The organism is Paraburkholderia sp. (assembly GCF_035948235.1).
Taxonomy (GTDB): domain Bacteria; phylum Pseudomonadota; class Gammaproteobacteria; order Burkholderiales; family Burkholderiaceae; genus Paraburkholderia.
On the sequence record NZ_DASZJJ010000146.1, the window covers coordinates 1 to 9209 of the forward strand.

Annotated in this window: 7 protein-coding genes; 4 read left to right on the forward strand and 3 right to left on the reverse strand. The window is 65.1% G+C overall.

Features of this window, described 5'->3' with window-relative positions; genetic code table 11:
* Positions 1-236: 236 nt before the first annotated feature.
* Positions 237-1400: a porin gene (locus VG320_RS13010; protein WP_327200513.1), complete on the forward strand. Its 1164-nt coding sequence runs from the start codon at positions 237-239 to the stop codon at positions 1398-1400.
* 199 nt (positions 1401-1599) lie between these two features.
* Positions 1600-2007 (forward strand): DUF6232 family protein, encoded by a 408-nt coding sequence (locus VG320_RS13015; protein WP_327200514.1) that lies wholly within the window; start codon positions 1600-1602, stop codon positions 2005-2007.
* 67 nt (positions 2008-2074) lie between these two features.
* Here VG320_RS13015 and VG320_RS13020 read toward each other — a convergent pair whose 3' ends face one another.
* Positions 2075-4531 carry a glycogen/starch/alpha-glucan phosphorylase gene (locus VG320_RS13020; protein WP_327200515.1) on the reverse strand — a complete coding sequence of 819 codons (2457 nt, stop codon included), beginning with the start codon at positions 4529-4531 and terminating at the stop codon, positions 2075-2077.
* 606 nt (positions 4532-5137) lie between these two features.
* Here VG320_RS13020 and VG320_RS13025 point away from each other — a divergent pair.
* The gene (locus VG320_RS13025) at positions 5138-6487 is read left to right on the forward strand and encodes an MFS transporter (protein ID WP_414696030.1); all 1350 of its coding nucleotides are present in this window, start codon (positions 5138-5140) and stop codon (positions 6485-6487) included.
* A 48-nt stretch (positions 6488-6535) separates the two neighbouring features.
* Here VG320_RS13025 and ltaE read toward each other — a convergent pair whose 3' ends face one another.
* Together ltaE and VG320_RS13035 are read right to left on the reverse strand one after the other, a co-directional pair.
* On the reverse strand, positions 6536-7540 hold the full coding sequence (gene ltaE / locus VG320_RS13030; RefSeq protein ID WP_327200517.1) for a low-specificity L-threonine aldolase: 1005 nt from the start codon (positions 7538-7540) through the stop codon (positions 6536-6538).
* Positions 7541-7693: 153 nt separating this feature from the next.
* Complete coding sequence (locus tag VG320_RS13035) at positions 7694-8446, reverse strand: peptidoglycan DD-metalloendopeptidase family protein (RefSeq protein WP_327200518.1); 753 nt, start codon at positions 8444-8446, stop codon at positions 7694-7696.
* A gap of 318 nt (positions 8447-8764) precedes the next feature.
* Here VG320_RS13035 and VG320_RS13040 point away from each other — a divergent pair, with 318 nt between their 5' ends.
* Positions 8765-9085: a hypothetical protein gene (locus VG320_RS13040; RefSeq protein ID WP_327200519.1), complete on the forward strand. Its 321-nt coding sequence runs from the start codon at positions 8765-8767 to the stop codon at positions 9083-9085.
* Positions 9086-9209 lie beyond the last annotated feature (124 nt).

Sequence of the window (9209 nt, forward strand, 5' to 3'; positions counted from 1 at the left end):
CCGCCAGCGTCGAAAAAGCTCCGGAAAATTCCCGCAAATCCTTGCCCATCAAGGACTTGACGCTCATCACCCCACCTCGCAAGCCCCCTGTCGCATTCACGCCACATAAACGCGACATTTCAGCGACATATCCTTACTGTCACATTTCTTTAGCTAGCGACCCTTAAATTGCAGCGCGACACATCAACCGGCCCGCACGAGGCCGGAGACTTACTTTCCTTCATCCGGAGAAACAGTTGAAAAAGAAGATTCTGACCACCGCTATCCTCGGCCTGATCGCCGGTTCCGCTCACGCACAAAGCAGCGTGACGCTCTACGGCCTGATCGACGCGGGTGTGAACTACATCAACCACACGCAGAACGCATCGAAGGGCAGCTCGAAGGCCTTCACGTACGGCGACGGCGTTGCACAAGGCAGCCGTTGGGGCCTGCGCGGCACGGAAGACCTGGGCGGCGGCCTGAAGGCGATCTTCGTGCTCGAGAACGGTTTTAACAGCGGCAACGGCACGGCAGGTCAAGGCGGCGCGATGTTCGGCCGTCAAGCTTATGTCGGTCTGACGCAAAGCAACATCGGCTCGCTGACGTTCGGCCGTCAATACTCGTTCAGCACGGACATCCTCGGCGGTCTGTACTCGACCGGCGGCAACACGGTTTCGGGCAACTGGGCGTACCACGTCAACGACGTCGACCAGCTCACGTCGAGCCGTATCAACAACGCCGTCAAGTTCCAGAGCGTGAACTTCTCGGGCTTCACGTTCGGCGGCCTGTATGGCTTCTCGAACACGACGTCGTTCGCCGGCGCTCCGACGACCAGCTCGACGTCGTCGTCGCGTGCTTACAGCTTCGGCGCGAACTACGCATACGGCCCGTTCAGCCTGGGTGGCGCGTACACGGACATCACGTACCCCGCATCGGCTTCGCCGACGACGTTCTCGACGTCGCTGGCTAACATCAACACCGCTGGCGCCAGCGTCGTGCGCGATCTGCGCTCGTTCGGCTTCGGCGGCCGTTATGTCTACGGTCCGGCTACGGCATGGTTGCTGTGGACGAACACGCGCTTCGAACCGATCACGGGTTCGTCGACGCTGTACAACGCGTACGAAGCAGGCGTCAAGTACGCCTTCACGCCGGCTCTGACGGGCGCAGTGGGCTACACGTACTCGCGCGCTTCGGGTCTGTTCAACGCACACTGGAACGACGTCAACGGTTCGGTTGACTACGCTCTGAGCAAGCGCACGGACGTCTACGGTCTGATCGCCTTCGAAGAAGCGTCGGGCACGTACAAGGGCACGCCGGTTCAGGCACAGATCGGCGATTCGTCGTCGAGCATCTTCGCGCCGTCGGGTTCGGGTTCGCAGGAACAGCTCGCGGTTCGCGTCGGTATCCGCCACAAGTTCTAAGCATCGCGAATGCAGCGCCCGCCGCAAGCGGGCGTTGCGTGCAAACGCCATGCGTTCCTGTCGCGCCATGCGCGGTAGGCACCGGGCCTCCTTCGGGGGGCCTTTTTTATTGGCTGCGCGCCCTGCGGCGCCGTGCTATCTGCCGCCCCCCGCGCGCTTCTGGTACGCTGCGCCCTTTCCCTTCGCAGCTTTCGAATCGATGGAACTCCCTTTCAACGAAGCCGGCGTATCGGTTACGCGCACCTCGCTTTCCGCCGCAGGGCAAATCTTCGCACTGCGCGACATCGACGATCTGCGGGTCGTGACGATCCATCGCAACCGCGTGGTGCCGGTGCTGCTCTCGCTGATCGGCGTCGTGCTCGCAGCCGTTGGCGGCGCGTACACGTCGGGCGCCGCGCTCGGCTGCGGCGTGATGTTGGTGGTGGTGGGCTGGCTCGCGTGGATCTGGCAGGAAGTCACGCACCGTCTGCTGGTGGTGACGAAGGGCGAAACGCGCGAAGCGGTTTCCAGCAGCGACCGCACCTTCGTCGAACGCGTCGAACAAGCCGTACGCGCGGCCAAGGCGGCCAGCGCCGACGCCCCGGCACCGCGCCCCGCCGCGCAGTAAAGTCCACGCAGTAGTGCCCGCACAGTAAAGCCCGCGCGGTCAGTCCAGCCCGGGCTGCGGGCAGCCTTCAGCCCACCTGCTCCACCGGCTTCGTGTGCCAGATGTCGCGCGCGTACTCGGCAATAGCCCGATCCGACGAGAACGTACCCATGCCGGCCACGTTCAGAATCGCGCTCGCGGTCCAGCGCGGCGTGTCGACAAAACGCTCGTCCGCCGCCTCCTGCGCCTCGATGAACGCGGCGTAATCGGCCAGCACCATGTAGTGATCGCCCCAATCCACCAGCGTGTGGAAGATGTCCGAATAGCGCGCGGGGTCGCCGGGCGAGAAAAATCCCGTGCGAATCTGGTCGAGCACGGTGCGCAGTTCGGCATTCTCCTCGTACACCTGGCGTGGTCTGTAACCCGAGCAACGCAACGCGTCGACCTGATCCGACGTGTGACCGAAGATGAAGATATTGTCGTTGCCCACGGCGTCGCAGATCTCGATGTTCGCGCCGTCGAGCGTGCCCATCGTCAGCGCGCCGTTGAGCGCGAGCTTCATGTTGCCGGTGCCCGACGCCTCCGTGCCTGCCGTCGAAATCTGCTCGGACAGATCGGCGGCCGGAATCACGACTTCGGCCACGCTCACGCCATAGTTCGGCACGAACACCACCTTGAGGCGATCGCCCACCACAGGATCGTGATTGATCTTCTCCGCCACATCGTTGATGAGGCGGATGATGATCTTGGCCATCCGGTACGCCGACGCCGCCTTGCCCGCGAACAGCACCACGCGCGGCACCCAATCTTTTTCGGGCTCCTGCAAGATGCGGTTGTAGCGCGTGATGACATGCAGCACGTTGAGCAACTGCCGCTTGTATTCGTGGATGCGCTTGACCTGCATGTCGAACAGCGCATCGGGGTTGAAGGCGAGGCCCGTGCGCGCCGTCATGCGCTTGATAAGGCGCACCTTGTTTTCGCGCTTGGCGGCGCGGAAGGCTTCGCCGAACGCCGCGTCGCTGCTGAACTTGCGCAGGCCGTCCAGCGCGAACAGATCGCTGCGCCAGTTCTGGCCAATGGCCCCGTCGACCAGATGCGCGAGCGACGGACTCGCTTGCGCCAGCCAGCGGCGCGGCGTGATGCCATTGGTGACATTGGTGAAGCGATCGGGAAATAGCCGCGCGAAATCGGCGAAGATATCGCGCGTCATCAACTGCGAATGCAGCTTCGAAACGCCATTGACCTTGTGACTCGCGACGATCGCCAGATAGGCCATGCGTACGCGCCGCTGACCGTATTCGTCGACGAGCGAAATACGGCGGATAAAGTCGAGATCGTGCGCGCCCTTGTCGCTCGCCTCGCGCAGGAACGCCGCGTTGATATCGAAGATGATTTCGAGGTGACGCGGCAGCAAACGCGCCAATAGTTCGACATCCCAGGTTTCCAGCGCTTCGGGCATCAGCGTGTGATTCGTGTACGAGAACACGCGTTTGATATGCCCCATCGCCTCGTCCCAGGGCATATGGTGAATGTCCACCAGCAGACGAATCAATTCGGGAATCGCCAGCACCGGATGGGTATCGTTCAGGTGCACCGCGACTTTGTCTGAGAAACGGCCAAACGTGCTATGCGTGCGCAGATAGCGGCGAATCAGATCCTGCATGGTCGCCGAGACGAAAAAATACTCCTGACGCAGGCGCAGTTCGCGGCCCGCCATGGTCGAATCGTCGGGATACAACAGGCGTGATACGTCCTCCGAAATATTTCTCGCTTCCACGGCGCGCTGATAATCGCCCTGATTGAAGGCGGAAAGGTCGAGTTCCTCGTCGGCGCGCGCGGACCACAGGCGTAGCGTGTTGGTCGCGCTGGTCGCGTAGCCGGGAATCACGGTGTCGTAGGCCATCGCGTTGACGTGGGTGGTTTCGATCCACTCGACATGGCCGTCGCGCTGCACCGTGCGCCCGCCAAAATGCACGGGATACTGCACCTCGGGGCGCGGGAATTCCCACGGATTGCCTGAGCGCAACCAGTAATCGGGCGCCTCGACCTGCTCGCCATTGATGATCTGCTGGCGGAACATGCCGTAGTCGTAACGAATGCCGTAGCCAAAGCCCGGAATGCCGAGCGTCGCCATCGAATCGAGAAAACAGGCCGCCAGCCGGCCCAGACCGCCGTTGCCAAGCGCAGCATCGGGTTCGAGATCGACCAGCGCTTCCATATCGACGCCGACGCCCGCGAGCGCTTCCTTCATCGGTTCGTAGATGCCGAGCGCGAGCAGCGCGTTCGAAAAGGTACGGCCGATAAGAAATTCCATCGACAGGTAATAAACGCGTTTGACGTCCTGATCGTACTGGCGGCGCGTGGTCACCATCCAGCGCTCGACGAGGCGGTCGCGCACGGCCAGCGCCGCGGCGTGCAACCAGTCCTGCGGACGCGCGGTCACGGCGTCCTTGCCGACGCCGTACATCAGACGGTTCGAGATGGAACGGCGCAGCGCATCGGCGCTGCTCTTCAACTGGTCGAATTCAAGACCGACGGCTGTCATCGAATGCCTCCCGGAAAAAGCGGCGCGCGGCGCGTTGGCCGGGATGGCGGGCGCAGCGCGCGGGCGTTCGGGCTGCGCTTGCACGTCGCGTGCCGCGCACCGAGCACATCGCTCGCGAGGCAACGCGCGCGGGCACCGTCGCGGTGCATGCCGTCCGCGGACAGGCGCAAACAACCGTGGGCGGGCAGGCGCAGATCAGTTTGCAGAGTAGGACATTTTCAAGACGTGCGGCGTTGCGGAAACAATGCAAAACACATCATCTTCGGCGGTCGTGCGAACGGGCGAAATGCGATGTGCGCCTGCGTCGCCGATGTGTGCGCCGATAAGCGCGCCAATGCGTACCGATCTTCGGCGCACGCTCGTGACGCGGCATGCGTTGGCGGTTAGTTGCGAACTAGAGCGATATCGACATGAATCAAGCCGCGCCTTACAGCTAGTAAAGCTCTGGAGCAGGCGCTGCAGAATCGCGCCACCTCTGTAACAATCGCGGAATCGTCCGCACGACGCTCGTGCCGAACGCTTCGCACCGCTCCCCCGACCACGCCCGAGACCGCCTTGTCCGAAACCGTATCCGCGCCCAAAGACACTGGGCGCGCCGACGCCCCCATGACGGCGAAGAACCGCCGCGCGATGGCCGCCGTGATGCTCGCTGTCGCGCTGGCGACGCTCGACACCGCCATCGCCAACACCGCCCTGCCCGCCATCGCGGCCGATCTGCACGCCGCGCCCGCCGCGTCGGTCTGGATCATCAACGCGTACCAGCTCGCGATGGTCGCCACGCTGCTGCCGCTTGCGGCGCTCGGCGATATCCTCGGCCATCGGCGTATCTATATCAGCGGGCTGGCCATCTTCACGGTGGCGTCGCTCGCCTGCGCGCTCGCGCCCACGCTCACCGCGCTGGCCGGCGCGCGCGTGCTGCAGGGTCTGGGCGCCAGCGCGATCATGAGCGTCAACACGGCGTTGATCCGCTTTCTCTATCCGCCGCACCGGCTCGGGCGCGGCCTTGGCATGAACGCGCTGATCGTGGGTGTGTCGTTTGCCGTGGGGCCGACCATGGCTTCGCTGATTCTCTCGGCGGGGACCTGGCCCTGGCTGTTCGCGATCAACGTGCCGCTGGGTGTGGTGGCGCTGGTGTTCGCCATGCCCGCGCTGCCGCAGACGGCGCGCGGCAAGCACGCGTTCGATCCGCTTGCGGCGCTGCTCAATCTCGTGACGTTCGCCGCGCTGATCTTCGCGCTCGGCGAGGCGGCACAGCGCGCGCCGGGCAAGGAAGTGGCGACGGCAGCGGTGATCGCGCTGGTGTTCGGCGCGCTGCTGATCCGCCGCGAGCGTGGTCATCCCGCGCCGATGCTGCCCATCGACCTGTTCAGACGCCCCGTGTTCGCGCTGTCGTCGCTGACGGCGATCTGCTCGTTCGCGGCCCAGGGGCTGGCGTTCGTGTCGCTGCCGTTCTATTTCGAAACCGTGCTGCTGCGCAGCCAGGTGGAAACCGGCTTCCTGATGACGCCCTGGCCCGTGGTCGTGGCCGCTGCCGCGCCCATCGCGGGACGGCTCTCGGACCGCTATCCGCCGGGACTGCTGGGCGCGATCGGGCTGGCGATTCTGGCGGTGGGGATGGCGTCGCTGGCGATGCTGCCAGTGCACCCGAGCGTGATCGACATCGTGATCCGCATGGCGATCTGCGGCGCGGGCTTCGGCTTTTTCCAGTCGCCCAATCTGCGCGCGATCATGGCCGCCGCGCCGCCCGAGCGCAGCGGCGGCGCGAGCGGCACCGTCGCCGTCTCGCGGCTGCTTGGGCAGACCACGGGCGCGGCGCTGGTGGCGTTGTGCTTCGGGATTGCGGGCAAGCATGGCCCGACGCTGGCACTCAGCCTGGGTGCGGCGTTTTCGGCTGCGGCCAGCGTGGCGAGCGGCTTGCGCCTGTTTGCGCCGTCGCATCGGGCGGTGCGGCATTGAGGACGGCGGCGCGTTGAGCGCGCCGCCTGCGCTTCCAGCCTGCTGAAATCAGCGCTTGAAGTAAGCCTTCACGGCCGCGACGAAAGTGTCGATATCGGCAGCGCTCACGTCAAGATGCGTCACGAAGCGCGATGCGTAGAGCATCTGCGTAAGGATGCCGCGCTCCTTGAGCCACGCCTCCAGCGCTGCGCAATCGGCTTGCGGGAATTGCGCGAACACCATATTGGTGGCGTGCGACATCAGCTTGACCTCGTCGATCTGCGCGAGCCCTTCAGCCAGGCGCGCGGCGTTCGCGTGATCGTCGGCGAGGCGAGCAACGTTGTGATCGAGCGCGTAAAGGCAGGCCGCCGCCAGCACGCCCGACTGGCGCATACCGCCGCCCAGCACCTTGCGCCAGCGATGCGCCACGTCGATCAGCGCGCGGCTGCCCACCAGCACCGAACCAACCGGCGCACCCAGGCCCTTCGAAAAGCAGATCGACATCGAATCGAAACCCTCGGCCATCGCCTTGAGCGATTGATTCGACGCGACTGCCGCATTGAACACGCGCGCGCCATCGAGGTGCGTCGCCAGCCCACGGCCATGCGCGAACTGCGTGGCCTCGGCGACGTAGGCCGCCGGCAGCACCTTGCCGCCGATGGTGTTTTCGAGCGCGAACAGGCGCGTGCGCGCGAAGTGGTCGTCGATCGGCTTGATGGCGGCGGCAACGCGTTCGAGCGGGATCGAGCCGTCTTCGGCATTGTCGAGCGGCTGCGGCTGGATGCTGCCGAGCACCGCCGCGCCGCCGCCTTCGTACTTATAAGTGTGAGCGGCCTGGCCGACGATGTATTCGTCGCCGCGCCCGCAATGCGCCATCAGCGCGGCGAGATTGCTTTGCGTGCCGCTTGGGAAGAACAGGCCGGCTTCCTTGCCGGCTTCCTCGGCCACGCGCGCCTGCAGGCGCAGCACGGTGGGATCGTCACCCCAGACGTCGTCGCCGGTTTCGGCTTGGGTCATGGCAGCCAGCATGGCTTGGCTGGGACGGGTGACGGTGTCGCTACGCAGGTCGATCATGCCGATGAATCCTCTGAAGGCCGCGCCGCGAAGATGCACGGCGCCAGGCGCTGCGCCTGGCGGACAGGCGCAGCGTGGAAACCATCGAGTGTATTTTCAAACGGCGCGCCCTGGCAAATCGCTGAAAATGCGCGCCTAAAAAGGCGCGAGCACTTAACGCGAAAGCAGCGGCAGCGGATCGACCGGCTTGCCGTCGCTGCGCACTTCGAACTGCACGCCCGCGACGCCGTTGTTGTCGACGCCCATTTCGGCGATCGGCTGGCCTTGCGAGACGGCGTCGTCTTCCTTCACGAGCAGGCGGCCGTTATGGCCGTAGGCCGTCACGGTCTGATCGTTGTGCTTGATGATGACGAGCGGACCGTAGGCCTCGATGCCCGAGCCCGCATAGACCACGCGGCCCGCGGCGGCGGCCTTGACCGGCTCGCCCGGTGCGCCGCCGATCACGATGCCGGTCGACTTGCCGGGCACGAAGCGCTGCAGGATCGGACCGCGCGCCGGCCACATGAGCGAGAGCGCCGAGCCAACCGGGTTGGGCACCGCCACGCCGTTCGCAGCAGGCGCGTTGCTCGTGAACGCCGGCGGCTGCGGCGCGGCGGCGCCTGCGCTATAACCCGCAGGCGGGGCGACGCGCAGCACCTGGCCTGGCAGCACCTGGGCGTTTGGCGGCAACTGGTTCCAGCTCGCGAGATCCTGGGCGCGCTGGCCATAGGCCGACGCGATACGCGAGAGCGTGTCGCCTGGATTGACGCGGTAGTAACCGGCGGGCACGCCGTTGGACGTGGGAGTGGGCGGCGCGGACGGGCTGCCCTCCCACGGCGTGAGCGTACAGGCGCTGCAGGCAAGCGTGAGTGCGGTCAGCGCCGCATACGCGCCTGACGCGCCTGAAAATCGCCGTTGTTGATTCATGTTGCTGTTCCTCGCTGGTTCCTCGCTACGTACGACGGGAATACGTATTGTTGGATGCGCGTGGGGCCGCCGGCGTTCGCCCGCGAAACCCTCTCCGTTGATTAAGCCGGAATTGGCGAACGGCCCCCATTATATCGCTCTGGGCGTGCCGCCTTTTTTAACGCGCACGCCGCGCAATGTACCGGCTTCTTCGTACAAACTCGCTGGCCCCGATCGCGCCCTCGCCTATACTGGGTTCTACCGCCTGCCGATAATCAGACAAAAAACCGACGCCCGCCTCTCGCCGTGGTGCAACGTACGTCCCTGAGGGAACCCAGGATGAACAAAGCCACCTTTGTTTCCGTGCAGATTAACGTCGAAGACGTCGCGGCATCGCCGGGCCTCGTCGAATTGTTGAACAATCACCTCGTGTTCGCCGCCGACGTGGCCGAAGCCGCCGACGAACTTGTCCAGCATGCCAGCGTCGCCCGCCTGTCCGGCGGTTTGCAGGCAACCGTCGAAATCCCGGCCATCGTCGTCGAGCGCCTGCGCGATGCGCTCGATACCCTGAGCGGCTATGACGAAACATGGCTCTTCGCGCTGGAACCCGGCCGCGCACTCTTTGACGATATCGCCCGCCGCTCGCGCCTGTTGCATTGAGCACAGGCTCATCACTGGCCATGCCGTAGCGGGCCGCGCGAGCGCCCGCTGCACCTGACCGCCTGTCGCACGCCGCCCGCCATCCGGTCACTGGGATGGCCTGGCCCCGTCGGCGGGATATTCT

What these genes read in the sequence shown, in the direction of transcription:
- VG320_RS13015 (WP_327200514.1), top strand. Translation starts at nt 1,600, where the DNA reads ATGGAACTCCCTTTCAACGAAGCCGGCGTATCGGTTACGCGCACCTCG.
- VG320_RS13025 (WP_414696030.1), top strand. Translation starts at nt 5,138, where the DNA reads ATGACGGCGAAGAACCGCCGCGCGATGGCCGCCGTGATGCTCGCTGTC.
- VG320_RS13020 (WP_327200515.1), bottom strand. Translation starts at nt 4,531, where the DNA reads ATGACAGCCGTCGGTCTTGAATTCGACCAGTTGAAGAGCAGCGCCGAT.
- ltaE (WP_327200517.1), bottom strand. Translation starts at nt 7,540, where the DNA reads ATGATCGACCTGCGTAGCGACACCGTCACCCGTCCCAGCCAAGCCATG.
- VG320_RS13040 (WP_327200519.1), top strand. Translation starts at nt 8,765, where the DNA reads ATGAACAAAGCCACCTTTGTTTCCGTGCAGATTAACGTCGAAGACGTC.
- VG320_RS13035 (WP_327200518.1), bottom strand. Translation starts at nt 8,446, where the DNA reads ATGAATCAACAACGGCGATTTTCAGGCGCGTCAGGCGCGTATGCGGCG.